This window comes from Castellaniella hirudinis (genome assembly GCF_047468865.1).
Lineage (GTDB): Bacteria > Pseudomonadota > Gammaproteobacteria > Burkholderiales > Burkholderiaceae_B > Castellaniella > Castellaniella hirudinis_A.
Genome location: NZ_JBLGTV010000003.1, coordinates 26828 through 53061 on the forward strand (window position 1 = coordinate 26828; position 26234 = coordinate 53061).

Consider the following 26234-nt stretch of genomic DNA (forward strand, 5'->3'; position numbering starts at 1 on the left):
CCATGCGTACCCCTGTTCGACTGTTTCGCGCCGCTGTGCTGTGCCTTGCGGTGGCGGGCCTGGCCGGCTGCGGCCTGTTCTCCACGACTGACCCCCGGTTCGATCCGGCCGAACTCACCGAATACACCCCCACGCTGGCCGTTTCCGCCCGCTGGACGGCGGCCATCGGCAGCGGCGGGGATTACGGCTTCTCGCCCCAACTGGTGGGCAGTGCGGTGTATGCCGCCACGCCTTCGGGCGCCGTCGCCGCCGTCGACCTCGATACCGGGGCGATCCGCTGGCGCGCAACGGGCGGACAGCCCTTGCAGGCCGGGGTGGGCAGCAATGGCAATACCACGGCGGTGGTCACCCGTCAGGGCATGGTGGTGGCCTACGATGCCCAGGGCCAAGAGCGCTGGCAGGCTCAGGCCGCCAGCGCCGTCAACATCCCGCCCGCCGTGGGCAACGGCATCGTGGCGGTGCGCACCACCGATTACCGCATCCAGGCCTTCGACGAGGCCACGGGCAAACTGCGCTGGTCGGTCCAGCGGCCCGGCCCGGCGCTGGCCTTGCGCACCAGCATGCGCATGACGATGGTGCCCGGCAACCTGGTGGCCGGGATGCCCAACGGGCGCCTGCTGGTGATTGATACCGCTTCCGGCGCGGTGCGCTGGGAAGGGACCATCGCCGCGTCGCGCGGGGCGTCTGATCTCGAACGCATCAGCGACGTCGTCGGCCAGCCGCTGGCCGCGGGGCCCTTGCTGTGCGGGGTCAGCTACCAGGGGCGGACGCTGTGTTTCGATATTTCCCAGGGGGGGCGCGCCCTTTGGGCGCAGGATATTTCATCGGCCACGGGCCTGGATGCGGACGGCGAGCGCCTCTACCTGGCCGACTTGCATGATGCGGCCCATGCCCTGAGCCTGCGGGACGGCCAGGAAGCCTGGAAGCAATCCGCCTTGCTCAATCGTCACCTGACTTCGCCCGCCTTCGCGGGCCGGGCCGTGGCTTTCGGCGATTACGAAGGCTATCTGCATTTTCTGTCGCGGGCGGACGGCAGCCTGATGGCGCGGGTGCAGTTGGGCGGCGGGCCGATCCAGTCCGCCCCGCTGACCACGCCACGCGGCGTGGTGGTCCAGACCGGGGCGGGCAACCTTATCTTGGTGGGTGTCAGTGACTGACCTGCATTTAAAACCCGTGGTGGCTTTGGTGGGGCGCACCAATGTCGGTAAATCCACGCTGTTCAACCGCCTGACCCGTTCGCGTGCCGCCCTGGTGGCCAATATCTCGGGCCTGACCCGGGATCGCCACTATGGCGAGGGCCGTGTGGGCGACCACCCTTTCATCGTCGTGGATACCGGCGGGTTCGAGCCCGTCGCCACGAAGGGCATTCTGGTCGAGATGGCGCGCCAGACGGCCCAGGCCATTGCGGAATCCGACGTCGTGCTGTTCCTGGTGGACGCCCGCGACGGCATCAACGCCCACGACCACGAAATCGCGCGCTTGCTGCGCAAGTCGGGCCAGCGGGTGCTGTTGGCGGTCAACAAATCCGAGGGCATGCGCGACCACGGTGCCCTGGGCCAGTTCCACGAACTCGGCCTGGGCCAGCCGCACCCGATTTCCGCCGCGCATGGGGACGGCATCCCCGCGCTGGTCGAAGAAGCCCTGCTGCCCTTGCTGCGGGAAGTCCACGCGGATCAGCCCGCCGCGGACGACGATGCGGGCCTGCCGGCCGACCCGGATGCCCCGGTCGATCACCGCATCAAGCTGGCCATCGCCGGGCGGCCCAATGTCGGCAAATCCACCCTGATCAATACCTTGGTGGGTGAAGACCGCGTCATTGCCTACGACCTGCCGGGCACGACACGCGACGCCATCGAAATCGAGTTCCAGCGCGGCGAGCGGCGCTACACCCTGATCGACACGGCGGGGCTGCGCCGCCGGGGCAAGGTCTTCGAGACCATCGAGAAATTCTCGGTCATCAAGACGCTGCAGGCCATCGAAGCGGCCAATGTGGTGCTGCTGCTGATCGACGCCGAATCCGGCATCTCGGATCAGGACGCCCATATTGCGGGGTTCGCGGCCGAGGCGGGCCGCGCCCTGGTGGTGGGCCTGAACAAATGGGACGCGATCGACCGCGAACAGCGCGAGTGGGTGCAGCGCGAATACGACCGCAAGCTGCGGTTTCTATCGTTCGCCAAGATGCTGCACCTGTCCGCCCTGAAAGGGCAGGGCATCGGCCCTGTGCTCAAGGCGGTGGATGCGGCCCATGCCGCCGCCTTCGCCAAGCTGTCGACCCCGAAGCTGACCCGCACCCTGCAGGCGGCGGTCGAGCAGCAGCCGCCGCCGCGCAAAGGGATTTTTCGTCCCAAAATGCGCTATGCGCACCAGGGCGGGCAGAATCCGCCGCGCATCATCATCCACGGCAATGCCCTGGATGCCGTGCCGGAGTCGTATCGGCGCTATCTTGAAGGCCAGTTCCGGCAGGCCTTCAAGCTGGACGGCACCCCGTTGAGCGTCGAATTCAAGTCTTCGCACAACCCCTACCTGAAGGATAGCAATTCGTGAGCACGCTCTGGAGCGATCACCTCGCCGGCTTGATTCCGTATGTGCCCGGCGAGCAGGCGCGGATTCCCAACCTGCTGAAGCTGAATACCAACGAAAACCCGTATGGGCCGTCGCCCAAAGCGCTGGCCGCCATGCGCGACGCCCTGTCGGACGACCTGCGCCTGTATCCCGACCCCCAAGGCACGTTGCTGCGGCGGGCGATTGCGCGCCGCCATCGGCTGGCGCCCGACCAGGTGTTTCTGGGCAATGGCTCGGACGAAGTCCTGGCGCATGTGTTCAATGCGTTTTTCCTGCGCGGCGGGCGGCCCTTGTGGCTGCCGGACATCACCTACAGCTTCTACCGCACCTATTGCCGGTTCTTCGATGTGCCGCACCGCCTGATTCCCCTGGCGGACGATTTCACCCTACGGGTATCGGACTACACCGAGGCCGTGGATCAGGCGCCCGCGGGGGTGATCTTCGCCAACCCCAATGCGCCGACCGGCTGCGCCCTGGGCCTGGATGCCATCCGCCGGATCGCCCAGGCGCGGGCCGACTGCGTCGTGGTCGTCGACGAGGCCTATGTCGATTTCGGCGCCCAATCGGCGGTCGCTCTCCTTCATGAGCTGCCCAACCTCCTGGTCGTGCACACCTTGTCGAAATCCCGCGCGCTGGCGGGTTTGCGGGTGGGCTATGCCATGGGGTCGCCCGAACTGATCGCCGGCCTGGTGCGGGTCAAGGACAGCTTCAATTCCTATCCGCTGGATCGGGTGGCGCTGGCCGGCGCCCAGGCGGCCATCGAAGACGAAGACTGGTTCGAACGAACCTGCCGCGCCGTGATTGATGCGCGCACGCGGCTGGCCCGGGATTTGCAAGCCCTGGGGTTTGTCGTGCTGCCGTCCGAGACCAACTTCCTGTTTGCTTCGCACCGAACCCGCGAGGCGGCCGAGATTGCGCGGCTGTTGCGCGCTCAGGGCATCCTGGTGCGCCATTTCCAGGCGCCGCGCATCGACCCGTATCTGCGCATCACCGTGGGGACGCCCGAACAGTGCATGCGCTTGTGTGATACGCTGAAAAACGTGCTGTCTACAAATTGATTGCCGCTTGCCGTGTGCGATGGCAATCAACCCATTAAAATTACTTCAACACGATCACTTTAATCACCGGAGCCTCGTCCATGAGCAACAAAGGGCAAATTCTTCAAGACCCGTTCCTCAACGCTTTACGCAAGGACCACGTGCCCGTGTCCATCTATCTCGTCAATGGGATCAAGCTGCAGGGCCAGGTCGAATCCTTCGACCAATACGTCGTGCTTTTGCGCAACACGGTGACACAAATGGTTTATAAACACGCCATCTCCACGGTGGTTCCGGCCCGTCCGGTTGCCTTTCAGGTGGATGATTCTGCTCAATAATCGCCTGCTTTCCCCGCGTCCGTCCATGCCCGCCAGGCCATCCGCCGTGGCGGGCCTTCGTTTCGCCCGAAAAAAGCCGCGTGTCGCGCCGCCGCGCGGCCCGGCCCGGCGGCTTGCCGGCGCCGCCCCCGGAGCCCGGACATGACCGCCCTGGTCATCAGCGTCGATCTGGGCGAGCCCGATTACGCCGCCCACGCCGAAGAATTCCTGATGCTGGCCAGCGGGGCCGGGGCCGACATTGCCGAAGTCCTGGTAGCCCGGCGCAGCCGGCCCGATGCGGCGGGTTTCATCGGCTCGGGGAAAATCGAAGAAGCCGCCGCTCTGGTCAAGGCCACCGAGGCCGACGTCGTTCTGTTCGACCAGCCCCTCAGCCCGGCGCAGCAGCGCAATCTCGAACGCCATTTCGGCGTGCGGGTCGTCGACCGCGTGGCCTTGATCCTGGATATCTTCGCCCTGCGGGCCCAAAGCCACGAAGGCAAGTTGCAGGTCGAGCTGGCGCAGCTGCAGCATTTGTCCACGCGCCTGACGCGTTTGTGGACTCACCTGGAACGGCAAAGCGGCGGGATCGGGGTGCGCGGCCCCGGCGAATCTCAGCTGGAAACCGACCGGCGCCTGATCGGGGCGCGGGTGCGGGCGCTGAAAGACCGCCTGGATCGCGTGCAGCGGCAGCGTCTGACTCAGCGCCGCGCGCGGGTGCGCGGCCAGACTCTGTCGGTTTCTTTAGTGGGCTATACCAATGCGGGCAAATCCACGCTGTTCAATGCGCTGACCCGGGCCGACGCCTATGCGGCGGATCAGCTTTTCGCCACCCTGGACACCACCACGCGGCGGGTCTGGATCGAGGGGGCGGGGCAGGTGGTGGTGTCCGACACCGTGGGCTTCATCCGCTCGTTGCCCACCATGCTGATCGCCGCTTTCCGGGCCACCCTGGAAGAAACCGTCCACGCCGATCTCCTGCTGCACGTTGTCGACGCGGCCAGTCCGCAGCGTGACGAACAGGCGGCGGCGGTCAACCAGGTCTTGAAAGAAATCGGCGCGGACGAGATCCCGCAAATCCGCGTCTACAACAAAATCGACATGGCAGGGTATGAACCCCGGGTCGAGCGAAATGAACATGGTACGATTGCGCGAGTCTTCGTCAGTGCGCTGCAGCGCAGCGGGCTGGACGGTTTGCGGCAGTCAATTGCAGAATATAAGGGACCAACGGTAAACAATGCGTGGAATGAAACTGTTCAACCTGAATGATCCAGGCTGGGGGCGCGGTCAGCAAAACCAGGACAACGACCCGCCTCCGGGCCGGCAGAAAGGCACCGACGGTCCCCCGGACCTCGATGAGGTCTGGCGCGATTTCAACAAACGCCTGTCCGGCCTGCTGGGTCGCAAGGGGGGCGGGCGCGGCCCGCGCATGCCCGCCGGCGGCGGGATGCCGTCCATGCCGGGGCCTTCGCCGCGCTTTGTGATCCTCCTGGTCATCGTCGGCGTGCTGCTGTGGCTGGCCAGCGGTTTCATGATCGTCCAGGAAGGCCAGGTGGCCGTGGTGACGCGCTTTGGCAAGTACGTCCACACGCTCAGTCCCGGCCTGCAGTGGCGCATGCCTTACCCCATCGAGAACGCGCAGGACGTCGATATTTCCCGCCTGCGCACCTTCGAAGTCGGCTTCCGGGGGTCGGCGCGCAACAAGGTGCTGTCCGAATCCCTGATGCTGACCAACGACGAGAACATCGTCGATGTGCAGTATGTGGTGCAGTACCGCCTGCGGCCCGATGGCGCGCCCGATTACCTGTTCAACACCAGCCAGCCGGACGAATCCGTGCGTCAGGCGGCGGAAACCGCCATGCGCGAAGTCGTCGGCAGCAAGCCCATGGACTTCGTCCTGTATTCGGGCCGCACCGAGGTCGCCTCCGAGGTTCAGTCCCTGGCGCAGACCATTCTCGATCGCTACGACACCGGGATCGAACTCTCCACCGTGGCCATCCAGAACGTGCAGCCGCCCGAGCAGGTTCAGGCCGCCTTCGACGACGCCGTCAAGGCGGGTCAGGATCGAGAACGCCAGATCAACGAAGGCAACGCCTATGCCTCGAAGATACTGCCCGAGGCCGAAGGCCAGGCGGCGCGCATGGTGCAGGACGCCGAAGGCTACAGCGCCCAGGTCGTCGGCCAGGCGCAGGGCGATACCTCGCGCTTCAACAGCGTGGCGGCCGAGTACGCCAAGGCCCCCGCCATCACCCGCGAACGTATTTATCTGCAGACCATGCAAGACATTTTCACGGACACCGCCAAGGTCATGATCGACGCGCCCGTGGGCAACAACATGCTGTACCTGCCGCTGGACAAAATCATGCAGCAGGCGGCGGCCGACACCAAGGCCGCGCCTGGCGCCGCGTCCAGCAGCTCCACGGTCAGTGCGGCGGGCACAGCCCACGCAGCCAGCCAGAAGTCCTCATCCGGCACGGCCGCTGCGCGCGGCGTTCCGGCCGGCCTGGATTCGCTGATGCAAAGCCCGTACTCGAACTAGGAGCCCATGATGCAACGTTTTTTCCCCGCCCTGGTCGGTCTGGTATTGCTGGTCGCGGCGCTGTCGTCGTGCCTGTATATCGTGCCCATGCGCGATTACGCCCTGCTGTTCGCCCTGGGCGAGGTCCGCGAGACCATCACCCAGCCCGGCCTGTATTTCAAGTATCCGCCGCCCTTTGAAAACGTCGTCTACCTGGACAAACGGCTGCAGACCATCGAAAGCCGCGACCCCGAGCGCATCCAGACGGCCGAAAAGAAAAACCTGCTGATCGACTCGTATGTCAAGTGGCGGATCACCGACCCCCGGCTGTACTACGTCACCTTCGGCGCCAACAGCGGGGCGGCGGTCGAGCGCCTGCAGGCGCAGATCCGGGACGCCCTGAACGCGGCCATCAACGTGCGCACGGTCAAGCAGGTCGTTTCCAGCGACCGCGACGCCATCACCCGGGAAATCCAGGCGGCGGTGGCTAAACGCGCCGCGCCGCTGGGCGTGGACGTCGTCGACGTGCGTTTGCGCCGTATTGACTTCACCCCGGAAATCTCCGAATCCGTGTTCCGCCGCATGGAGGCCGAGCGCAAACAAGAAGCCAACCGCCTGCGGGCCAGCGGGGCCGCCGACAGCGAACGCATCCGCGCCGAGGCTGACCGCAAGCGCCAGGAAATTCTGGCCAAGGCATATGCCGAATCGCAGGCGAAGCGAGGGAACGGCGATGCCGCCGCCGCCGCCATCTATGCCGAATCCTATGGCAAAGACCCGGAATTCTATAGTTTCTACAAGAGCCTCGATGCCTATCGCGCCGCGTTCTCCGGTTCGGGCAGCACGCTGGTTCTGAGCCCGGATTCCGATTTCTTCCATTACTGGGACCGCACCCAGGGCAAGCAGGACTAAGGCCCATCATGCTGTCGAACTGGTTGCTACCGGAAAACCTGTCGGATATTTTGCCCGCCGAGGCGCGCCGCATCGAAGACCTGCGCCGCCAGCTGCTGGATCTCTACCGCACGCACGGTTTCGAGCTCGTCGCGCCGCCCATGGTCGAATACCTGGATTCGCTGATGCTGGCCGACGACGAAGCCTTGCGCTTGCGCACCTGCAAGCTCGTGGATCAGCTCTCGGGGCTGACCATGGGGGTGCGCGCCGATATGACGGTGCAGGTGTCCCGCATTGATGCGCATCTGCTCAACCGGCCGGGCGTGACCCGCTTGTGCTATTGCGGCCCGGTCGTGCATGCGCGGCCTTCCGGCCTGCTGTCCGACCGCGAACTGCTGCAGATCGGGGCCGAAATCTTTGGTCATCCCGGGGTTCACGCCGATATCGAGTGCGTGCGCCTGGCCCTCGAATCCGTGCGTCGCGCCGGGGTCTCGCGGCCCAGGCTGGACCTCAACCACCCCGGGGTGGGGCGGGCCCTGATCGATGCCGATCCTGCGCTGGCCGAAGTCGCCGAGACTGTGTTCGACCTGTTGAGCGTCAAGGATGTGCCCGGCCTTCAGGCCCTGTGCCGCGAAGTCGGGGCGCGGCCGGACAGTCTGCGGGCCCTGAAGACCCTCACCACGCTTTACGGCGACCTGTCCGTGGTGGATCGGGCGCGCCAGTGCCTGCCCGACCTGCCTGCGGTGCACGCGGCGCTGGACGCCTTGCGCGTCCTGTGCCTGGCGCTGCCCGACGCGCCGGTGGCCATCGACCTGGCGGACATGGGCGGCAGCTATGGCTACCATTCGGGCGCGGTGTTTTCGATCTACGCCGCCGGCTGGCATGATGCCCTGGTGCGCGGGGGGCGCTACGATGGCATTGGCCGGAAATTCGGTCGCGCGCGGCCGGCCACAGGCTTCAGTCTCGACTTGCGCAAGCTGTCGGCGGGGCTGCCCGATGCCCAGCGGGCCCAGGCCATTCGCGCGCCCTGGGCGGAAGACCCCGAATTGACGCGGGTCGTGGCCGATTTGCGCGCCCGCGGCCATGTGGTCATCCAGTATCTGCCTGGCGAACAAGCGCAGTCAGATGAATTTCACGTAGACCAGGAATTGGTTTCTTCCGACAGCGGCTGGATTCTGCGCCCGCTGGCGGTCGCCTAAGATGGTATACACTTATTCGTTTCCCAAGGCGGCATGGTGCTGCCATTAGCAAGGCATATGAGCAAGAATATCGTCGTGATCGGCACCCAGTGGGGTGATGAAGGCAAGGGCAAGATCGTGGATTGGCTTGCCGAATCCGCCCAGGGGGTGGTGCGTTTCCAGGGGGGCCACAATGCGGGCCACACACTCTGGATCAATGGCAAGAAAACCATTCTGCGCCTGATCCCCTCGGGCATCATGCACCCGCACGTGACCTGCTATGTGGGCAATGGCGTGGTGCTGTCCCCGGAAGCGCTGCTGGGCGAGATCACCGAGCTCGAAGCCGCCGGCCTGGATGTGCGTTCGCGCCTGCAGATTTCAGCCGCCTGTCCCTTGATCCTGCCCTACCACGTGGCCCTGGATCAGGCCCGCGAAGCGCGCAAGGGCGAAGGCAAGATCGGCACCACGGGCCGGGGCATCGGTCCGGCCTACGAAGACAAGGTCGCCCGCCGCGCATTGCGGGTGCAAGACCTCTACGACCCCGCCGTGTTCGACGAAAAACTGGCCGAAGTCCTGGATTATCACAACTTCGTGCTGACCCAATACCTGGGGGCCAAGGCGGTGGATGCCGCCCAGGTGCGCGACCAGGTCATGGCCCTGGCGCCGCAGCTCGAACCCATGGTGGCGGATGTCTCCAGCAATATCCACATTGCGCGCCGGGCGGGCAGCAATCTGCTGTTCGAAGGCGCCCAGGGCACGCTGCTGGATATCGACCACGGCACCTATCCCTTCGTCACCAGCAGCAATTGCGTGGCCGGGGCGGCGGCGGCCGGCACCGGCGTGGGCCCGCAGGCGCTGGACTACGTGCTGGGCATCGCCAAGGCCTACACCACGCGGGTGGGCTCGGGCCCGTTTCCCACCGAACTCCTCGACGACACCGGCCTGCGCCTGGCGACGGTGGGCAAAGAGTTCGGTTCCGTCACGGGGCGGCCGCGCCGCTGCGGCTGGTTCGATGGCGCGGCCATGAAGCGTTCGGTCATGATCAACGGCCTCACGGGCCTGTGCATCACCAAGCTGGATGTGCTGGACGGGGTCGAGCAAATCAAGATCGGCGTCGGCTATCGCTATAAGGGCCAGTTTCTGGATGTCCTGCCCTATGGCGCCCATGCCGCCGCCGAAGCCGAGCCCGTGCTCGAAGAAATGGCCGGCTGGACGGAATCCACGGTGGGGATCACCGAATACGACAAACTGCCGATCAATGCGCGGCGCTATCTCGAACGCATCGCCGAAGTCTGCGATGTGCCCATCGACATGGTGTCCACTGGGCCGGATCGCCTGGAAACCATCGTGCTGCGCCACCCTTTCCAGGGTTGACACACTAAAAACCGCAAGCTTGCTTGCGGTTTTTTCCTGCCCCGCCGGGCCGCTTTCCGGGGCGGATACGCCAAATTTTACCGAGAACCACAGGAACACCCCATGAGCATCCCCCCAAGCACCGATCGAGATCTTTGGGTCAGCTGGGAACAGTACCATACGCTGATCGAGCGCCTGACCCTGCAAGTCCACGAATCCGGCTGGGCCTTCGACAAAATCCTTTGCCTGGCACGCGGCGGCGTCCGGGTGGGGGACGTCATGTCGCGCATTTTCGACGTGCCACTGGGCATCTTGGCCACCAGCAGCTACCGCGAGGCCGCCGGCACGGTGCAGGGCCAGCTGGACATCGCCCAGTTCATCACCATCACGCGCGGCACGCTGGAAGGCAAGGTGCTGCTGGTCGACGACATGGTGGACACTGGCCTGACCTTCACCCGGGTGCGCGACCACCTGATCAAGCAGTTTCCCGGCATCACCGAACTGCGCACCGCCGTGCTCTGGAAAAAAGGCCACGCGCAGGTGCACCCCGACTATTACGTGGACGACCTGCCCACCAACCCCTGGATACACCAGCCCTTCGAGGACTACGACAGCCTGCGGCCCCACCAGTTGGAGTCCTGGATACGCAAGGGGGTGCGCACGGCGTACCCGGACTCGGACTGACCGCTGCCGGGGCGGCCCCGGCCGCCCGCTGGCACCTGGATTCGTCGCTGAATCCATGCTAGAATCCTTTGCTGTCCAGATTAGGATACTTTTAACCCCAACCATGGGTGCAGCGGCTTTTACCAAAGCCTTCGCCCGTGCTTTAACAGGCTACCCAAGGATTTACATGCCGATTGTCCGCCTCAAAGAAAACGAGCCCTTCGAGGCTGCCCTGCGGCGCTTCAAGCGCACCATCGAAAAAACAGGTCTGCTGACCGAGCTGCGTTCGCGCGAATTCTACGAAAAACCCACCGCCGAACGCAAACGCAAGCTGGCCGCCGCCGTCAAGCGCCACTACAAACGCATTCGCAGCCAACAACTGCCGCCGCGACTCTATTGATTGATCCCAGAATCCTTCATCCAGGATCTGCTCGCGCGCGTTGATATCGTCGATGTCGTCGGGCGATATGTGCAGCTGCGCAAAGGGGGTGCAAACCTGTTGGGTTTGTGCCCTTTTCACACTGAAAAATCCCCGTCGTTCACGGTCAGCCCGACCAAGCAGTTCTACCACTGTTTTGGCTGCGGCGCGCATGGCAGCGCCCTGCATTTCCTGACCGAACACACCGGGGCCTCGTTTCCCGAGGCCGTCCAGACCCTGGCGGCCAGCGTGGGCATGACGGTGCCCGAAGAGCCCCGCAGCCCCAGGCAGCGGGCGGCGGCGCGGGCGCGTCAGGAAGAATCCACCCGCCAGCGCGACGTGCTGCAGCAAGCCCAGGCCCATTACAAGGCGGCGCTGAATAATACGCCGGCCGCCGTGGCCTATCTCAAACAGCGCGGCCTGAGCGGCGAGATCGCCGCCCGCTATGGGCTGGGGTGGGCCAGCGCCGACCGGCGCGGGCTGGCCGCCGTGTTTTCGCACTATGAAGACCCCGCCTTGATCGAATCCGGCCTGGTCATCGAAGCCGAGGATGGCCGCCGCCACGACCGCTTCCGGGGGCGCGTGATGTTCCCGATCCACAACGCCCGGGGGCAGCTGATCGGCTTTGGCGGCCGCCTGATCGAGCGCGGCGAACCGAAATACTTGAATTCCCCGGAAACCAGCTTGTTTTCCAAGGGCCAGGAACTCTACGGCCTGCACGAAGCGCGGGCGGGCATCCGGGCCGAAGGCTGCGTGCTGGTGGTGGAAGGCTACATGGACGTGGTGGCGCTGGCGCAGTTCGGTCTGGCCAACGCGGTGGCCACGCTGGGCACGGCGACGACGGATACCCACCTGCAGAAACTTTGCCGAGCCAGCGACCGCATCGTGTTCAGCTTCGATGGCGATGGCGCGGGCCGCAAGGCGGCCTGGCGCGCCTTGCAGGCTTGCCTGTCCTGGGTGGCCGAAGACGTGTCCATGCGCTTCCTGTTCCTGCCGGACGGCCAGGATCCGGATTCCTATGTGCGCGCCTATGGCGTGCAGGCCTTGCGGGCCTGCCTGGACGAAGCCTTGCCGCTGTCCCGTTTCATGCTGGAAGAACTGGCGGCCCGGCACGACCTGCGCGATGCGGAGGGGCGGGCCGCCTGTTTGCACGAGGCCCGGCCGCTGTTCGCGCAAATGCCCGAAGGCGGGTTTCGCCTGCAGGTCGAGCGCGAATTCGCCCAGCTGATCCGCCTGACCCCGGATGAACTCACCCGCCTGCTGGCCCAGGGGGCGGCCCCGGAAGGCGGCGCGCCCGCGGGCCACCGCCCCGGCCCGGCCATCCGCTCCGGCGGGGCGGGCCACCCGGACGCCGATGCCCCGCCGCCGGCGCAGGCGGGCTGGCCGGCGCCCGACGAATGGCGCGCGGAGCCGCCTTGGCTGGCCGATGCGCATCCCCCCGAATTCGCCGCGCCGCCGATGCGCGGCGGCTTCGGGCGCCGCGCGCAGGCGCGCACCGTCACCCCAATGGCGCGGCGCTTGCTGCGGCTTTTATTGGGCCATCCCGGCCTGGTGGATGGCCTGGGCGATCAGCAGCTTGAATTATTGGCCCATCATCCCCATCTGCAACTGGTACGAGAACTGATCAGCCTGGCCAGCGCCACGGGCGGACGCCATGCGGGGGCGCTGCTTGAAGCCGCCGAACCGGATTCCGATCTGGCCCAGGCGATCCAGGACTTGTCCACCGAACTGCTGGCGCAAGAACTGCCCGACCCCCAGGCGGAGTGGCGGGATGCCTTGCGCCAGATCGAACTGCAGGCCGTGCAGCAGCAGTGCGATCGCTTGATCGAGACCGGGCTGCACGACGAGGGCCAGCGTCGCCGCTACCAGGACCTCAGCCGCCGCATGGCGCGACTGAAGTCCAGCAGTGGATGATTCTTCCTGTCAACTGCAGTAAACTACATGGTTTTCAATAAGTTGAATGCCTTGCTTGACTGACCGTGCGGCAGCGTGGTTGGCAACATCAAAGAACGGAACCCAGCACCTATGACCACCCCATCTACTGGCAAGACCACAAAGGCCGCCCCCAAAACGGCAGCCAAGAAAACCAAGGCCCAGAGTCCCGAGCTCGAGTCCGCGGTCGAGGCGGCCAGTGTGACGGCGGCCACGCCCGCCGCGGCCAAGAAAACCGGCGCCAAGGCGGCTGCGAAAACCACCAAGGCCGATGACAAGGCGCCGGCCAAGGCGGCCGCCGCGAAGGCGACCGCAAGCAAGACCACGGCGGCCAAAAAGACAAGCAAGAAAGCCGCGCCCAAGGCGGCCAGCGGCCGCAAACCCGGCCGTCCGGCGAAAAACGCCGGCGGCGACGGGGCCGATTACGTGGACGACGATAACGACGACGGCGAGGTCATTCCCGAGCTCAAACCGCTGCCCAAGCGCGGCGGCAAGCGGGCCAAGGGCGAAAAAGAAACCCCGTCCCGCAGCCAGCTGACGCCCGAAGAACAGGAAGCCCGCCGCAACCGCCTGAAAATCCTGATCAAGCTGGGCAAAGATCGCGGCTACCTCACCTATGGCGAGATCAACGACCACCTGCCCGACGACCTGGTGGACGCGGAAGCCATCGACGGCATCATCAGCACGTTCAACGACATGGGGATCAAGGTCTACGATCAGGCCCCCGATGCCGAAACCTTGCTGATGAGCGACAACGTGCCCTCGGCCTCCAGCGACGACGACGTCGAGGACGAAGCCGAGGCCGCCCTGACCACGGTGGATTCCGATTTTGGCCGCACCACCGACCCGGTGCGCATGTACATGCGCGAAATGGGCACGGTCGAACTCCTGACCCGCGAAGGCGAAATCGAAATCGCCAAGCGCATCGAAGACGGCCTGAAGCACATGGTGATGGCGATTGCCGCCTGCCCCACCACGGTCAACGAAATCCTCGAACACATCCGCAAGGTGCGCGAGGGCTCCGCCCAGATCGACGAGGTCGTCGATGGCCTGATCGACGAAGAAGGCGAAGACTACGCCGGTTCCGGCGTCACCTCCGACGATGACGACGGCCCGGCCGGGGGCATGAGCAGCAAGCAGCTCGAATACCTGCGCACCAAGGCCCTGAAGAAATTCGACCTGGTCGAGACCTGGTTCAGCAAGATGCGCGTCGCTTTCGAAGAAGAAGGCTATCGTTCGCCCGCCTACACCGAGGCCCGCGAGGCCATCCACGCCGAGCTTCTGGGCGTGCGCTTCACCGCCAAGATGGTCGAACGCCTGGCCGATGCCCTGCGCACCCAGGTGGCCGAAGTCCGCGCCCAGGAACGCGCCGCCATGGCCATTTGCGTCACCCGTTCGGGCATGCCCCGGGCGCATTTCATCAAGTCCTTTCCGGGCAACGAAACCAATCTCGAATGGGTGGCTCAGGAAGTCGCCCTGGGGCGCGATTACGCCGAGACCCTCGAACGGCACGCGCCCGCCGTGCAGGAAATCCAGCAAAAGCTGATCGAACTGCAGCGCAGCGTGGTGCTGCCCCTGAAAGACCTGAAAGACGTCAACAAGCGCATGGCCACCGGCGAAGCCAAGGCCCGCAAGGCCAAGCGCGAAATGACCGAGGCCAACCTGCGGCTGGTCATTTCCATCGCCAAGAAATACACCAATCGCGGCCTGCAGTTTCTGGATCTCATTCAGGAAGGCAATATCGGCCTGATGAAGGCGGTGGACAAGTTCGAATACCGCCGGGGCTACAAGTTCTCCACTTACGCCACATGGTGGATTCGCCAGGCGATCACGCGCTCGATCGCCGACCAGGCGCGCACCATCCGCATTCCGGTGCACATGATCGAGACCATCAACAAGATGAATCGCATCAATCGCCAGATTCTGCAGGAAACCGGCGCCGAGCCCGATCCCGCCACCCTGGCCCAGAAAATGGACATGCCCGAAGACAAGGTGCGCAAGATCCTGAAAATCGCCAAAGAGCCCATTTCGATGGAAACCCCCATTGGCGACGACGATGATTCCCACCTGGGCGACTTCATCGAGGACACCGGCACGGTTTCGCCATCGGATTCGGCCCTGCATGGCTCCATGCGCGACGTCGTCAAGGAAGTCCTCGATTCCCTGACCCCGCGCGAGGCCAAGGTGCTGCGCATGCGTTTCGGCATCGAAATGAGCACCGACCAGACCCTGGAAGAAGTCGGCAAGCAGTTCGACGTCACCCGCGAACGCATCCGTCAGATCGAGGCCAAGGCCCTGCGCAAGCTGCGCCACCCCAGCCGGGCCGACAAGCTGAAATCCTTCCTGGAAGGCCAGTAAGCGGCGTCCCCGCGCTGCGCGGGGATGGGGCTGCTACAGCAAGCGCGGTTGATCGCCGCGCTGCGCTAGGCATTGCGCTTCGGGGTCTGAATCAGCACGACGCCGCCGAGGATCAGGGCGAGCGCCAGCATCTCGGTGTGGGTGACCTGTTCGCCCACCATCGCCCCGATGATGACGGCAACGACCGGGGCGATATAGGTCGCGCCGGATGCCCTCACCGGGCCGAGCTTCTGGATGATATAGTAATAAATCAAGAATGATCCGCCCGTGCCCAGCGCTCCGAGGCCGATGATTGCGCCCAGCGCGGCATGGATATCCGCCGTGATGGCCGTGATGCCGTGGAAATTGGTCAGCAGCAGCAGCGTCAGCACCGAAAGCCCCGTTTGCCATGTCGCCAGAGCCAGCGGCGACAGGTGCAGCGGCGAAAGGTAGCGGCGGGCGTAAACGAAGGACACGCCCAGGCTGCATGTCCCCATCATCATCCAAAGCACGCCTGGCGGCGAGACACTTTGAGCCCCTTCCCACGGGCGGGCGCTCAGGATGATGCCCACGAAGGCCAGGGCAACCCCCATTGCCATGCGGCCGGTCGGACGTTCTTCGCGCAAGAATAGCAGGGCGCACAAAAAAGTGAATAACGGAATCGAGCCACTGAGCAGCCCGGCCACGCTGGTGGGAAGCAAGGCGGTTCCCGCCACGAAGCCGTAATAGTAGAGCGTGGTCGCCAGCACCGACATGACCGCGAAGTGCGGCAGGTGACGCCATTGTTCGCGGGTGATGGCCTTGGCCCGCAGCGCCATCGCGGCCAGCGGCAAGAAGCCAAAGAGCACGCGCAGGAACACTGTCTGCGCAGGGGAAATCAGGGCCGTCGCCCATTTCATGTAGATGAAATTCGTTCCCCAAATGAGACCGAGCGCGGCAAGTGCCGCATAAGCGCGAAACATACTGTCTATTCACACGGCCCGGGTCAGGCCGCCGTCGACCCGGAGGTTCTGGCCGGTGATGTAGCCCGCCCCGTCCGACAGCAGGAAGGCGACGGTGGCGGCGATTTCCTCGGCCTTGCCATAGCGCCCCATGGGCACGCTTGCGCGCCGTTCTTCCGTTGCGGGCAGGCTGTCGATCCAGCCCGGCAGGACATTGTTCATGCGGATGTTCTGGGCCGCATAGGTGTCGGTGAAGAGTTTGGTGAAGCTGGCCAGGCCGGCGCGAAACACCGCCGAAGTCGGGAACATCGCGGCGGGCTCGAAGGCCCAGGCCGTGGAGATGTTGACGATGGCGCCGCCCCCTTGCGCCGCCATGATCGGGGCGACCAGCCGGGTCGGGCGCACCGCGCTCAGAAAATAAACCGCCATGCCTTGGTGCCAGTCTTCGTCTGTGATGTCCAGGATCGGGGCCCGCGGGCCGTGGCCGGCGGAATTGACCAGGGCGTCGATGCGTCCCCAGCGCTGCATCGTCAGATCGACGAGGCGCCGCAGGTCGTCGTTCGATTGGTTCGAGCCAGTGACGCCGATGCCGCCCAGCGCCTGGGCCAACGCCTCGCCCTTGCCGGACGAGGACAGCACCGCGATGCGATAGCCGTCTTGTGCCAGTCGGCGTGTCGCCGCCGCCCCCATGCCGGAACCGCCTGCGGTGATGATTGCGACTTTTTCTACAGACATGAAAATCTCCTTGTATCGTGGACAGATGCTATTTTCTCAATAAAAATGCGAAATTGCATGTGATAAATAAAAGCACTAGTATGTAGAAAAACTACTGTCTAAATCATGACCCCATCGCGCCGTACCCTGCCGCCACTCAATGCGCTGCGCGCCTTCGAGGCGTCCGGCCGCAGATTGAGCTTTCGTGCCGCAGCGCAAGAACTGGGGGTGACGCAAGGGGCCGTCGCGCAGCAAGTGCGTGCGTTGGAAGCACATTTGGGCGTCGCCCTGTTCCAACGCCACCCACGCGGGCTGGCGTTGACGCAGCCGGGCGCGGCCTATCTTGTCGATGTCACCCGCGCTTTCGACACCTTGACCGAATCGACCGGGCGGCTGCTGGCCCGCCCCGACATGGTGACGATCAGCGTGACGCCCACCGTGGCCGCCAAGTTGCTGATCCCGCGCCTGGGAGAACTGCACGCGGCCTTGCCCGGTGTGGAACTGCGCACGGTGGCGACCGAAACACTATCCGACTTCGACCGCGATCAGGTGGACATCGCCGTGCGGCTGACCCGCGCGCCGTTTCCCGCAGGCTTGGAAGCGCGGCTGCTGTTTCGCCAAGATTTGGTGGCCGTGGCCAGCCCGCATTTGCTGGGCGCGCTGGTGCCGCCGCTCACGGTCGAACAATTGCGCGCACTGCCGCTTTTGCACGATGCGCACGACCATTGGCCAAGGTTTTTGAAATCCAGCAATAAGCTGCCGGGGGCGGTATTCAACCAAACCACGCTGGCGCTGGACGCCGCGATGGCGGGCCAAGGCGTGGCGCTGGCCTGCCGCGCCTTTGTGGCCGCTGATCTGGCGGCGGGCCGGCTGGTGAAGGTCGCGGACGCGGGCGCTGCGCAGGCCGATTACTTTCTCGTGCGCAAGCGTGTCTCGTCGTCCAGAAAGTCTGTAGAGGCCATATGGCGCTGGTGCATGCGATTGGCTGTCGCCTGAGGAATCGCGGCCATATCCGGTTTCCTGGTGATGCCTGTGCCCGAACTGGATCAGTTGGCCGGGATCGCCAAGACCGCAGGCCCTTCAATGGCCGCGCAGTTTTCGGTATAGCGTGCTGCGGTGGATGCCCAGCTGCCGGGCCGCCTGGGACAGGTTGCCGGCGCAGGCCTGCACGGTGCGTTGGATGAGCTCGTACTGCTGGACGTGCAGCAGGGGGCTGGCGCCGGCGGCGCAACCGTCGGCCGGCCGGGCGGGGGCGCCGCAGGCGTCAAGGGTGGTGGCGGCGCCGTCCTGTGGGGTGCTTGAGCTGCTGGCCGAGGGCGCCGGCCGGGTTTGCAGGCTGTCGGGCAGGTGCTGCGGGCCCAGGACGGCGTCGTCCGGGTACTGGCAGCGCAAGCGGCGCAGCAGGCTGACGAGTTCCCGGTAGTTGCCTGGCCAGGGGTAGGCGGCCAGCGTATCCAGGGCGGCGGGGCCGATGTGTCCGCCCAGGCCCTGGTAGGTGCGCAGGATGAAATGCGCCAGATCCGGGCGCTGCCGCAAGGCGGGCAGTTCGAGTGGCATGTCCTGCAGGCGGTAGTACAGGTCGGCGCGAAACCGCCCCTGTGCGATCAGGGCGGGCAAATCCTGGTGGCTGGCGCTGATCAGGGAAAAATCCAGCGGATAGTGTTTTTCGGACCCCAGGGGCTGGACTTCGCGTTCTTGCAGCACCCGCAGCAGCCGGGTTTGCAGGCCCAGCGGCATGTCGCCGATTTCATCCAGAAACAAGGTGCCGCCATGCGCTTGGCGCAGCAGGCCGCGCGCGCCTTCGCGGCGCGCGCCGGTAAAGGCGCCGGGCTCGTAGCCAAAGAGTTCGGATTCGATCAGGTGCTCGGGCAGGGCGGCGCAGTTGATGGCGATGAAGGCCCCTGCGGATCGTGCGCCATGCCGGTGGATGTGGCGGGCCAGGACTTCCTTGCCGGTGCCGGTTTCGCCGTGCAGCAAAATGGCCAGCCCCGCGTGAGTGGCCCGGATCGCCTGATCCAGCAGCGGCCGGGTCAGGGCGTCGGGGGCGGACTGCGTTGCGGGGTGGGCGGGCGCATCCCGGCCCGGCCCGCGCCGGGCGGCGACGGGCGCTGCGGGCGGGTGTTCGGCGGGGCGCTGCAGGCGGCCGACCAGGGCTTGCCCGTCGTGGCGAAAGAGGCGGCTGTCGTGGGGCGACAGCGCGCCGTTGAGCCATTGAGCCCAAGGGGTGCCGATCAGCCGCCAGTCGGTGTTCAGGGCTTGCAGGGCGGCTTCGTTCGCGCCGGTGATCAGGCCGTCGTCGTCCAGCAGCAGCAGCGCCTGCTGGTGGGCCTGGGGCGCCTGCTGGCCCAGATGGAAGACCAAGCGCCGCCCGGGCTGCGCCAGCAGGATCTGGCGGCTGATGGCCTGGGCCATGCTTTGAACCAGGGGCAGCGCGTGGTTGTGCAGGGTGTGGGCGGGGCCGGAGAGATCCAGAATGCCCAGGATGTCGCCCTGGCCGGAAAAAACCGGGGCCGCATGGCAGCTGAGGATGCGGTTGCGGGCCAGGAAGTGATCCGCCCCGTGGATGCGCACGGCGTGGCCGTCGTGCAGGGCGGTGCCGATGGCGTTGGTGCCCCGGTGAGGTTCGGCCCAGCTGACCCCGGGCTGCAGGGCCAGGCGCTGGGCCTGATCCAGGAACTGCAGATTGCCTTGTCCGTGCAGGATCAGGCCGGTCGGGTCGGCCAGGATCACGATGCTGTCGCGCTGGTCGGCCAGGGTGCCGAGGGCGCACAGGCTGGCCTGGGCGTGTTCCAGCAGCAGGCGGTGCGCCTGCCGGTGCAGATCCAGGTCGGCGCGCGACAGGGGGTTGGGGTCGGTCAACAGATGCTGATCGAGATCGGCGCAGCGCGCCCAGGATCGCTGGATGCGGTGGCCCGTCTGGGCCGGCGCGAGTGAAGTCAGAGAAAGCGGCGCAGCGGTTTGCATGTGGCATCTCCGTCGGGCGGCAGGTGCTGCGGCATGCAACACGGGGTGTTGCAAAATCAGCCGTTCCAGTGTCGCATTTTGCGACAAGCCCCTGTTTTTAAAATAGGATTCCATCAGTATGCCATTGTCCCGGGCGGGGCGAAAGCCATCCGAAAGCCGCCCCAACGCCGCCCCCAAGCCAGACGGCCGTGGGGCCGCTGCCTGGCCGGAAAAAACATGGCATGGATTTTGCTTTGAATGAAAACAAGCACAGAGAAAAACCTCTGGCCTTTCCGGGGCCCGCCGCTTGGCCCCAATTCAAGGAGACAATCATGGACATGACAGACCTGAAGCATTTCGGCATCGACATCGGCTTTCCGTATAAAAAGCACTACGAGAACTATATCGGCGGCCGCTGGGTCGCCCCGGTGGACGGGCAGTATTTCGATAATCTTTCCCCCATCACCGGGCAGGTGTTCTGCGAAGTGCCCCGATCCGGGGCGGCGGACATCGAGGCCGCACTGGACGCCGCCCATGCCGCCCGCAAGGCCTGGGGCGAGACATCGGTGGCCGAACGCGCCGGGGTGCTGCTGCGCATGGCCGACCGCATGGAACAGAACCTGAGCCTGCTGGCGGTGGCCGAGACCATCGACAACGGCAAGCCGCTGCGCGAGACCATGGCGGCCGACCTGCCCCTGGCCATCGACCACCTGCGTTATTTCGCCGGCTGCATCCGCGCCCAGGAAGGCGGCATCTCGGAAATCGACCACACCACGGTGGCTTATCATTTTCATGAGCCCATGGGCGTGGTGGGGCAGATTATCCCCTGGAATTTCCCGCTGTTGATGGCCGCCTGGAAACTGGGCCCGGCGCTGGCGGCGGGCAATTGCGTGGTGATGAAGCCCGCCGAACAGACCCCCGCGTCCATCCTGGTGCTGATGGAACTGGTGGGCGACCTGCTGCCCCCGGGGGTGCTGAACATCGTCAATGGCTTTGGCCGCGAGGCCGGCGCCGCCCTGGCGTCCAGCCAGCGCATCGCCAAGATTGCGTTCACCGGCTCCACGCCCACGGGCAAGCACATTCTGCATGCCGCCGCCGACAACCTGATCCCCAGCACGGTCGAACTGGGCGGCAAGAGCCCCAATATTTTCTTCGCCAACGTCATGGATCAGGACGATGCCTTTTTCGACAAGGCGCTGGAAGGCCTGAGCATGTTCGCCCTGAACCAGGGGGAAGTCTGCACGTGCCCGTCGCGTATCCTGGTGCAGGAATCCATCTACGAGCGCTTCATCGAGCGCGCCATCCAGCGCATCGAATCCATGAAAACCGGCCATCCCCTGGATGCCGGCACCATGCTGGGCGCTCAGGTATCACAGGCGCAGATGGACAAGATCCTGGGTTATATCGACATTGGCCGCGAAGAAGGCGCGCGCTGCCTGACAGGCGGGGCGCGCAATGCGCCGGGGGCGGGCCTGGATCAGGGCTTTTACGTGAAGCCCACCCTGCTGTTCGGGGACAACAGCATGCGCGTGTTCCAGGAGGAAATCTTCGGCCCGGTGGCGTCGGTGACCACCTTCAAGGACGAAGACGAAGCCATCGCCATCGCCAATGACACCTACTATGGCCTGGGGGCCGGGGTCTGGACGCGTGATGGTTCGCAGGCGTATCGCGTGGGCCGCCAGGTGCAGGCGGGGCGGGTCTGGACCAACTGCTTTCACTTGTATCCCGCGCATGCGGCGTTCGGCGGCTACAAGCAATCGGGCATCGGGCGGGAAACCCACAAGATGGCGCTTTCGGCTTATCAGCAGACCAAGTGCCTGCTGGTCAGCTACAGCCCCAATGCGCTGGGCTTCTTCTAAGCCGTTTCATTGATCGCATCAAACCGTTTCGTCCGCCGCGAAGCGGATGCGCAGCCGGAAGTCCCTGGGGGATTGTCCGGCTGCCTTGCGGAAGAACCGCGTGAAATGCGCGGGTTCTGAAAACCCCAGATCGTCGGCGATCTCCTGGATGGTCATGGAGGTGTAGATCAGGCTGCGGCTGGCTTCCAGGGCCAGGCGCTGGTGGATCAGTTGCAGGGGGCTCTTGCCGGCGTGGGTGCGGGTCAGCAGGTTCAGGTGGGTGGTGCTCAGTCCCAATTGGCGGGCATACCAGGCCACGGTGTGCTGGCGCTTGTGGGCTTGTTCCAGCAGATCGCTGAAGCGGGTGTAGTGCCGCAGGCCGCGGGCGGCCTGCGGGGATCGGCCGGCGCCGGCCGGCTGGCTGCGCAGGCGCGTGTAGAGCAGGGTCAGCCAGGCTTCGATTTGCGCTTCCCGGAACGGATGCCGGGCGGCGTACTGGGCGTTCAGTTGGGTGCAGGCTTCGTGGAGGCCGCGGCTGTGGACGTCGTCGGCCGCCAGTTGGCGCAGCACGGGGTGCGGGCTGGGCGCGGCCCCCGGCCCCAGGCGCCGGGCCAGGTGCGTCAGCAGCGTCTGGGTGATGGTGATGACGTAGCCGCTGCTGTCGTCGCCGAATTCAAAACCGTGGACGTAGCCTTGGGGGATTTCCACCACGGCGGGCCCGTGGATGGGCGGGCGGGCGGTGTCCAGGCTGACGATGGACAGCCCCTGGTGCAGATACAGGATTTGATACAGGCCGGTATGGCGATGGGGCCGGATATGCCAATGGTGCAAGCGGCTGCGCGAAGCGATGGTTTCGCAATGCAGCATTTCCCCCAGCGGCCAATCGGATTGTTCACCGTAAAGCTGAAAAAGCGGGGCATCTTGAAAATAGTCCATATTGGCAATTTTATGCTTGAAAAATGCATTCTCAAAACACCGGGGCGACGCCATCATGGGGCCTATGCCGGGTCGGATGGCGCGCCGTGGGGCGCACGGTCCCGGATGGAGGAGCTTTCACATGAAAACACAAGTTGCCATTATCGGGGCCGGCCCGTCGGGGCTGCTGCTGGGCCAGCTGCTGACGCGCTGCGGGATCGACAACGTCGTCCTGGAACGCCATACGCCGGAATACGTGTTGGGCCGGGTTCGGGCCGGCGTGCTGGAATATGGTTTCGTCGATCTGATGCGCGAGGCCGGCGTATCGGCCAATATGGATGCCGAGGGCCTGGATCACGGCGGGTTTTCCCTGCTGTTTCAGGAGCGGCGGCAGCGGGTGGACATGCGGGCGCTGACGGGCAAGTCCGTGCTGGTCTATGGGCAGACCGAAGTCACGCGCGACCTGATGGAGGCCCGCCAGGCCAGCGGCGCGCCCACCTACTACGAAGCCACCGACGTCCAACTGCACGACTTCCTGGCGGGCGACAAGCCCCGTGTCAGTTTCGTGCACGCGGGCCAGCGTCATGAGTTGACGTGCGATTACATCGCTGGATGCGACGGTTTCCATGGCGTTTCGCGCCAATCGGTTCCCCAGGATCGCATCCGCAATTTCGAGCGGGTCTATCCGTTTGGCTGGCTGGGCCTGCTGACCGACACGCCGCCCGTCGAAGATGAACTGCTGTATGTCCACCACGAACGGGGCTTTGCCCTGTGCAGCATGCGTTCGCATACGCGCAGCCGCTACTATGTACAGTGCAGCCTGGCCGAGCACGTCGAGGATTGGTCGGACGACCGCTTCTGGACGGAACTGTCGGCGCGCCTGCCGCAGGACATCGCCGCCAAGCTGCAAACCGGCCCGTCCTTCGAAAAAAGCATTGCGCCCTTGCGCAGTTTCGTGGCCGAGCCCATGCGCTTCGGACAGCTGTTCCTGGTGGGGGATGCCGCGCACATCGTGCCGCCGACGGGGGCCAAGGGCCTGAACCTGGCATCCAGCGACGTGTATACGCTGTACCATGCCCTGCGCGGCGCCTGCCTGGACGGCCGCCCCGATCTGCTGGATCGATATTCGGAAATCTGCCTGCGCCGCATCTGGAAGGCCGAACGGTTTTCCTGGTGGATGACGATGCTGTTGCACACGTTCGACGACGATGCCTTCAGTCAGCGCATCCAGCGGGCCGAGCAGGACTACTACACCAGCACCCAGGCGGGCCTGACCACGATTGCGGAAAACTACGTGGGCCTGCCCTACGAGCCGGTCGTCTGACCCGGCGGCTGCGGCGCTTTCCGGTTGCGGCGGAAGTCTTTGGGCGCCTGGCCGGCCAGGCGCTTGAAAAATCGGGTGAAATACCCGGGGTCGGCAAAGCCCAGGGTATCGGCGATCGTGCTGATGGGGCGGGTTGTGTAGATCAGCTCGCGCCGGGCCTCCAGAACCAGCCGCTCGTGGATCAATTGCAGAGCCGTCTTGCCCGCCAGGGCCTGGGCGATGCTGTTCAGGTGCGCCGGGGTCACGCCGATGCGCCGTGCATACCAGGCGACCTGGTGTTGCCCGGCGTAGTGGCTTTCGATCAGCTGCATGTATTTGTCCAGGTGCCGCACGCTGGCCTGGATGTCCCCCGCGGCGGCGTCGGCCGGCTGGTGCCGGCGCTGTATCCAGACCAGGATGATTCCCAAGAGGGCTTCGAGCAGCGGCCCGCGCTGCGGCGTGGGCAGGCTGCGGTATTCGTCGTCCAGCGCGTGGAACAGCGCGATGACCTGGGCGTCCTGGGCGTCTAGCGTCAGGATGGCCGGACGGGTTGCGCCGGACAGGCTGAGTTCGTGGCGCTCGCACAGGGGCTGCAGCAAGGCGTAGGTGAGTGTCAGGATATAGCCGCTGGCCCCCGGCTGGAAGATGAATTCGTGCACGACCTGGCGCGGCACGGCAATCAGGTGCCCGTGCGGGCCGCTGGTGAGGGGGGGGTGGCCCGCGGCGGCCTGGCCGCCCGGATCGGCGTGCGTGGTCAGGGTGCGCGCCTGGCCGTCCAGCACCACCGTGACGCTGCCCGATTCCAGGCACAGGATCTGGAACAGATCCATGTGCTTGTGGGCAGTGACATGCCAATTATGCAATTTTTCTTGGGCGGCAATGGTCTCGCAATATAAGGGGTCGGCGGTCGTCCAGACGTTGCCGTACCCGTATAACTTATAGATTGGTATGGCGGTGTGGTCGTGCGCCGGCGGCGCGGGCGTCAAGGGTTCCATGGGGGCGGCCTTCTGCTTTCTATCCGCTAAATGTACAATTTTTAAATTCAAAAATCCATTCTGCGCGGGCCATGCCTAGTCCATCATGGGCTTGTCTGGTTTTCTGCTGCCGATCCCTTGCGGCACAGGACTTTTTCTAAGGAGACAAACACCATGAACACCCCCACACGGCGCCGGCGGACAGGCATCCCCGGCACGATCATCTTCGACGGGGATTTGGCCCGCATCGGCTACGCCCTCAATAAAATGTGCTTCAGCTTCAATTCGGCGCAATGCCGCGAGGCGTTCTTGCAGGATGAAGAAGCCTACATGCACCGCTATGGCCTGAACGAGACGCAAAAGGCCGCCGTGCGCAGTCGCCAGGTGCTTGCCATGATCGACGCCGGCGGGCATCCCTATTACCTGGCCAAGCTGGCGGGTATCTTCGGCTTGGACATGCAGGACATCGGCGCCCAGCAAACTGGGGTAAGCAAAGCGGAATTCCAGGCAAAACTCGTTGCCGCAGGAGCTTGAATCATGGCAAAACTCATCGGTAGTATCAGCACCTCCCACGTCCCCGCGATCGGCGGCGCATTGGCGCGTCAGAAACAGCAGGACCCCTACTGGAAGCCCTTTTTCGATGGCTACGACAAAGCGCGCGAATGGCTGGCCCAGGTACGCCCCGACGTCGTCGTCATCGTGCACAACGATCATGGGCTCAACTATTTTCTGGACAAAATGCCCACGTTCTCGGTGGGCGCGGCCGACACCTACCAGACGGGCGACGAAGGCTGGGGGATTCCGGCCCTGGTTCAGCCGCGCGGCTGCGTGGACTTGTCCTGGCACATGGTGGAAACCCTGGTCGAGGACGAATTCGACATCACCACTTGCCAAGAAGCCATGATCGACCACGCCGTGTCGCTGCCCTTGGCCTTGCTGTGGCCGGAAGGCCAGGAATCCGGGGCCTGGCCGGTGGAAATCGTGCCGGTCTGCATCAATACGGTGTTGGCGCCTTATCCCTCGGCGGCGCGCTGTTACCGGCTGGGCCAGTCGCTGCGCCGGGCCATCGAGACCTGGGACGACGACCGGCGGGTGCTGGTGATCGCCAGCGGGGGGCTGTCGCACCAGCTGGACGGTGAACGGGCCGGCTTTACCAATAAGCCCTTCGACCTGCAGTTCATGGAAAGCCTGGTGGACGATCCCACCTGGATCACCCAGTATTCCAATGACGAACTGGTCGAATTGACCGGCACGCAGGGCATCGAGCTGTTGATGTGGGTGGCCGCGCGCGGCGTGCTGGACGATACCCCGGTGCGCAAGCATCACGCCCATTACCACCTGCCGATTTCCAACACGGCCACCGGCTTGCTGGTGCTGGAACCCGTATGAACGCAGGTCGGGGCGCT

At 65.1% G+C, this 26234-nt stretch carries 23 protein-coding genes; 18 read left to right on the plus strand and 5 right to left on the minus strand.

Features of this window, described 5'->3' with window-relative positions; all coding sequences use genetic code 11:
* Positions 1–2: 2 nt before the first annotated feature.
* The 13 genes from bamB to rpoD all read left to right on the plus strand — a co-directional run bounded on the left by bamB (position 3) and on the right by rpoD (position 15221).
* Positions 3–1157: an outer membrane protein assembly factor BamB gene (gene bamB / locus ACMHYJ_RS05605; RefSeq protein WP_414245230.1), complete on the plus strand. Its 1155-nt coding sequence runs from the start codon at positions 3–5 to the stop codon at positions 1155–1157.
* Position 1158: 1 nt separating this feature from the next.
* On the plus strand, positions 1159–2544 hold the full coding sequence (der, locus tag ACMHYJ_RS05610) for a ribosome biogenesis GTPase Der (protein ID WP_414245484.1): 1386 nt from the start codon (positions 1159–1161) through the stop codon (positions 2542–2544).
* Positions 2541–3620 carry a histidinol-phosphate transaminase gene (gene hisC / locus ACMHYJ_RS05615; protein ID WP_414245231.1) on the plus strand — a complete coding sequence of 360 codons (1080 nt, stop codon included), beginning with the start codon at positions 2541–2543 and terminating at the stop codon, positions 3618–3620. The genes der and hisC overlap by 4 nt, the downstream gene beginning before the upstream one ends.
* A gap of 80 nt (positions 3621–3700) precedes the next feature.
* On the plus strand, positions 3701–3937 hold the full coding sequence (gene hfq / locus ACMHYJ_RS05620) for an RNA chaperone Hfq (protein ID WP_414245232.1): 237 nt from the start codon (positions 3701–3703) through the stop codon (positions 3935–3937).
* Positions 3938–4078: 141 nt separating this feature from the next.
* Entirely contained in the window at positions 4079–5182 is a 1104-nt protein-coding gene (hflX, locus tag ACMHYJ_RS05625) for a GTPase HflX (protein ID WP_414245233.1), read from the plus strand.
* Positions 5160–6452 carry an FtsH protease activity modulator HflK gene (hflK, locus tag ACMHYJ_RS05630; protein WP_414245234.1) on the plus strand — a complete coding sequence of 431 codons (1293 nt, stop codon included), beginning with the start codon at positions 5160–5162 and terminating at the stop codon, positions 6450–6452. The genes hflX and hflK overlap by 23 nt, the downstream gene beginning before the upstream one ends.
* 9 nt (positions 6453–6461) lie before the next feature.
* On the plus strand, positions 6462–7340 hold the full coding sequence (gene hflC, locus ACMHYJ_RS05635) for a protease modulator HflC (protein ID WP_414245485.1): 879 nt from the start codon (positions 6462–6464) through the stop codon (positions 7338–7340).
* A gap of 11 nt (positions 7341–7351) precedes the next feature.
* Positions 7352–8518: an ATP phosphoribosyltransferase regulatory subunit gene (locus ACMHYJ_RS05640; protein WP_414245486.1), complete on the plus strand. Its 1167-nt coding sequence runs from the start codon at positions 7352–7354 to the stop codon at positions 8516–8518.
* A 57-nt stretch (positions 8519–8575) separates the two neighbouring features.
* On the plus strand, positions 8576–9871 hold the full coding sequence (locus ACMHYJ_RS05645) for an adenylosuccinate synthase (RefSeq protein ID WP_414245235.1): 1296 nt from the start codon (positions 8576–8578) through the stop codon (positions 9869–9871).
* Positions 9872–9973: 102 nt separating this feature from the next.
* Complete coding sequence (locus ACMHYJ_RS05650; protein ID WP_414245236.1) at positions 9974–10534, plus strand: phosphoribosyltransferase; 561 nt, start codon at positions 9974–9976, stop codon at positions 10532–10534.
* A gap of 166 nt (positions 10535–10700) precedes the next feature.
* Complete coding sequence (gene rpsU, locus ACMHYJ_RS05655; RefSeq protein WP_298015764.1) at positions 10701–10913, plus strand: 30S ribosomal protein S21; 213 nt, start codon at positions 10701–10703, stop codon at positions 10911–10913.
* Positions 10914–12845, plus strand: coding sequence for a DNA primase (gene dnaG, locus ACMHYJ_RS05660; protein ID WP_414245237.1), 1932 nt, complete (start codon positions 10914–10916; stop codon positions 12843–12845).
* Positions 12846–12956: 111 nt separating this feature from the next.
* Positions 12957–15221: an RNA polymerase sigma factor RpoD gene (rpoD, locus tag ACMHYJ_RS05665; RefSeq protein WP_414245238.1), complete on the plus strand. Its 2265-nt coding sequence runs from the start codon at positions 12957–12959 to the stop codon at positions 15219–15221.
* A 65-nt stretch (positions 15222–15286) separates the two neighbouring features.
* On the opposite strand, the gene ACMHYJ_RS05670 is transcribed toward rpoD, so the two are convergent.
* Both ACMHYJ_RS05670 and ACMHYJ_RS05675 read right to left on the minus strand, forming a co-directional pair.
* Positions 15287–16162, minus strand: coding sequence for a DMT family transporter (locus ACMHYJ_RS05670; protein WP_414245239.1), 876 nt, complete (start codon positions 16160–16162; stop codon positions 15287–15289).
* A gap of 9 nt (positions 16163–16171) precedes the next feature.
* Positions 16172–16876, minus strand: coding sequence for an SDR family oxidoreductase (locus ACMHYJ_RS05675; RefSeq protein WP_414245240.1), 705 nt, complete (start codon positions 16874–16876; stop codon positions 16172–16174).
* Between the two features lie 105 nt (positions 16877–16981).
* Between ACMHYJ_RS05675 and ACMHYJ_RS05680 the strand changes: the two genes are divergently transcribed.
* A complete protein-coding gene (locus ACMHYJ_RS05680; protein WP_414245241.1) occupies positions 16982–17851 on the plus strand; it encodes a LysR substrate-binding domain-containing protein in 870 nt (289 codons plus the stop codon).
* An 84-nt stretch (positions 17852–17935) separates the two neighbouring features.
* Here the strand turns inward: ACMHYJ_RS05680 and ACMHYJ_RS05685 are convergent, their stop codons facing one another.
* Positions 17936–19819, minus strand: a complete 1884-nt coding sequence (locus tag ACMHYJ_RS05685) for a sigma-54-dependent Fis family transcriptional regulator (RefSeq protein WP_414245242.1) — start codon at positions 19817–19819, stop codon at positions 17936–17938.
* A gap of 311 nt (positions 19820–20130) precedes the next feature.
* Here ACMHYJ_RS05685 and ACMHYJ_RS05690 point away from each other — a divergent pair, with 311 nt between their 5' ends.
* Positions 20131–21657, plus strand: coding sequence for an aldehyde dehydrogenase family protein (locus ACMHYJ_RS05690; RefSeq protein ID WP_414245243.1), 1527 nt, complete (start codon positions 20131–20133; stop codon positions 21655–21657).
* An 18-nt stretch (positions 21658–21675) separates the two neighbouring features.
* Here ACMHYJ_RS05690 and ACMHYJ_RS05695 read toward each other — a convergent pair whose 3' ends face one another.
* Positions 21676–22572 carry a helix-turn-helix domain-containing protein gene (locus ACMHYJ_RS05695; protein WP_414245244.1) on the minus strand — a complete coding sequence of 299 codons (897 nt, stop codon included), beginning with the start codon at positions 22570–22572 and terminating at the stop codon, positions 21676–21678.
* Between the two features lie 121 nt (positions 22573–22693).
* On the opposite strand from ACMHYJ_RS05695, the gene pobA reads away from it, so the two are divergent.
* Positions 22694–23875: a 4-hydroxybenzoate 3-monooxygenase gene (gene pobA / locus ACMHYJ_RS05700; RefSeq protein ID WP_414245245.1), complete on the plus strand. Its 1182-nt coding sequence runs from the start codon at positions 22694–22696 to the stop codon at positions 23873–23875.
* Here the strand turns inward: pobA and ACMHYJ_RS05705 are convergent.
* Positions 23857–24849, minus strand: coding sequence for a helix-turn-helix domain-containing protein (locus ACMHYJ_RS05705; protein ID WP_414245246.1), 993 nt, complete (start codon positions 24847–24849; stop codon positions 23857–23859). The genes pobA and ACMHYJ_RS05705 overlap by 19 nt on opposite strands.
* A gap of 153 nt (positions 24850–25002) precedes the next feature.
* On the opposite strand from ACMHYJ_RS05705, the gene ACMHYJ_RS05710 reads away from it, so the two are divergent.
* Both ACMHYJ_RS05710 and ACMHYJ_RS05715 read left to right on the plus strand, forming a co-directional pair.
* Positions 25003–25362 (plus strand): protocatechuate 4,5-dioxygenase subunit alpha, encoded by a 360-nt coding sequence (locus tag ACMHYJ_RS05710; RefSeq protein ID WP_414245247.1) that lies wholly within the window; start codon positions 25003–25005, stop codon positions 25360–25362.
* Between the two features lie 3 nt (positions 25363–25365).
* The gene (locus ACMHYJ_RS05715; RefSeq protein ID WP_414245248.1) at positions 25366–26217 is read left to right on the plus strand and encodes a class III extradiol dioxygenase family protein; all 852 of its coding nucleotides are present in this window, start codon (positions 25366–25368) and stop codon (positions 26215–26217) included.
* Positions 26218–26234 lie beyond the last annotated feature (17 nt).

Excerpts from the sequence above, each read along its gene's own strand:
- ACMHYJ_RS05710 (WP_414245247.1), top strand. The coding sequence starts at position 25,003 with ATGAACACCCCCACACGGCGCCGGCGGACAGGCATCCCCGGCACGATC.
- ACMHYJ_RS05680 (WP_414245241.1), top strand. The coding sequence starts at position 16,982 with ATGACCCCATCGCGCCGTACCCTGCCGCCACTCAATGCGCTGCGCGCC.
- pobA (WP_414245245.1), top strand. The coding sequence starts at position 22,694 with ATGAAAACACAAGTTGCCATTATCGGGGCCGGCCCGTCGGGGCTGCTG.
- rpsU (WP_298015764.1), top strand. The coding sequence starts at position 10,701 with ATGCCGATTGTCCGCCTCAAAGAAAACGAGCCCTTCGAGGCTGCCCTG.
- ACMHYJ_RS05690 (WP_414245243.1), top strand. The coding sequence starts at position 20,131 with ATGGACATGACAGACCTGAAGCATTTCGGCATCGACATCGGCTTTCCG.
- ACMHYJ_RS05685 (WP_414245242.1), bottom strand. The coding sequence starts at position 19,819 with ATGCAAACCGCTGCGCCGCTTTCTCTGACTTCACTCGCGCCGGCCCAG.
- ACMHYJ_RS05670 (WP_414245239.1), bottom strand. The coding sequence starts at position 16,162 with ATGTTTCGCGCTTATGCGGCACTTGCCGCGCTCGGTCTCATTTGGGGA.
- ACMHYJ_RS05650 (WP_414245236.1), top strand. The coding sequence starts at position 9,974 with ATGAGCATCCCCCCAAGCACCGATCGAGATCTTTGGGTCAGCTGGGAA.
- rpoD (WP_414245238.1), top strand. The coding sequence starts at position 12,957 with ATGACCACCCCATCTACTGGCAAGACCACAAAGGCCGCCCCCAAAACG.
- ACMHYJ_RS05705 (WP_414245246.1), bottom strand. The coding sequence starts at position 24,849 with ATGGAACCCTTGACGCCCGCGCCGCCGGCGCACGACCACACCGCCATA.
- ACMHYJ_RS05675 (WP_414245240.1), bottom strand. The coding sequence starts at position 16,876 with ATGTCTGTAGAAAAAGTCGCAATCATCACCGCAGGCGGTTCCGGCATG.
- hflC (WP_414245485.1), top strand. The coding sequence starts at position 6,462 with ATGCAACGTTTTTTCCCCGCCCTGGTCGGTCTGGTATTGCTGGTCGCG.
- bamB (WP_414245230.1), top strand. The coding sequence starts at position 3 with ATGCGTACCCCTGTTCGACTGTTTCGCGCCGCTGTGCTGTGCCTTGCG.
- ACMHYJ_RS05715 (WP_414245248.1), top strand. The coding sequence starts at position 25,366 with ATGGCAAAACTCATCGGTAGTATCAGCACCTCCCACGTCCCCGCGATC.
- hflK (WP_414245234.1), top strand. The coding sequence starts at position 5,160 with ATGAAACTGTTCAACCTGAATGATCCAGGCTGGGGGCGCGGTCAGCAA.
- hflX (WP_414245233.1), top strand. The coding sequence starts at position 4,079 with ATGACCGCCCTGGTCATCAGCGTCGATCTGGGCGAGCCCGATTACGCC.
- hfq (WP_414245232.1), top strand. The coding sequence starts at position 3,701 with ATGAGCAACAAAGGGCAAATTCTTCAAGACCCGTTCCTCAACGCTTTA.
- ACMHYJ_RS05645 (WP_414245235.1), top strand. The coding sequence starts at position 8,576 with ATGAGCAAGAATATCGTCGTGATCGGCACCCAGTGGGGTGATGAAGGC.
- ACMHYJ_RS05695 (WP_414245244.1), bottom strand. The coding sequence starts at position 22,572 with ATGGACTATTTTCAAGATGCCCCGCTTTTTCAGCTTTACGGTGAACAA.